This window comes from Ahrensia sp. R2A130, from assembly GCF_000179775.1.
In the GTDB taxonomy this organism is placed as follows: Bacteria; Pseudomonadota; Alphaproteobacteria; order Rhizobiales; family Rhizobiaceae; genus Pseudahrensia.
Genome location: NZ_AEEB01000007.1, coordinates 1 through 548 on the forward strand (window position 1 = coordinate 1; position 548 = coordinate 548).

At 58.0% G+C, this 548-nt stretch carries 1 protein-coding gene; it reads left to right on the plus strand.

The features are described 5' to 3' along the window. The coding region (locus R2A130_RS07815) for a formate--tetrahydrofolate ligase (RefSeq protein ID WP_009464501.1) at positions 1 to 548 on the plus strand (548 nt) is incomplete at both ends.

Here is a 548-nt window from a genome sequence, read left to right on the forward strand (position 1 = left end):
CGCGACCGCAAAGCCATCACCTGCCGCGATATCAAGGCAGATGGTGCCATGACGGTTCTGTTGAAAGACGCGATGCAGCCAAACCTCGTACAAACGCTGGAAAACAACCCGGCCTTCGTTCACGGCGGCCCCTTCGCCAACATCGCCCACGGTTGCAACTCGGTTGTCGCCACAAAAACAGCGCTGAAACTGGCTGACTATGTGGTGACGGAAGCAGGCTTCGGTGCTGATCTGGGTGCCGAGAAGTTCATGAATATCAAATGCCGCAAGGCGGGCATCGCACCATCTGCCGTCGTCATCGTTGCTACCATCCGCGCGATGAAGATGAACGGCGGTGTGTTGAAGGCCGATCTGGCAGCCGAGAACGTCGATGCGGTCAAAGAAGGCTGCGCCAACCTCGGTCGTCACATCGAAAACGTGAAGGGCTTCGGTGTTCCAGCCGTGGTCGCCATCAACCATTTCCACGGCGACAGCGAAGCGGAAATCGCAGCCTGCAAAGCCTATGTGGAAAGCCTCGGTTCCGAAGCGATCCTGTGCAAGCACTGGGC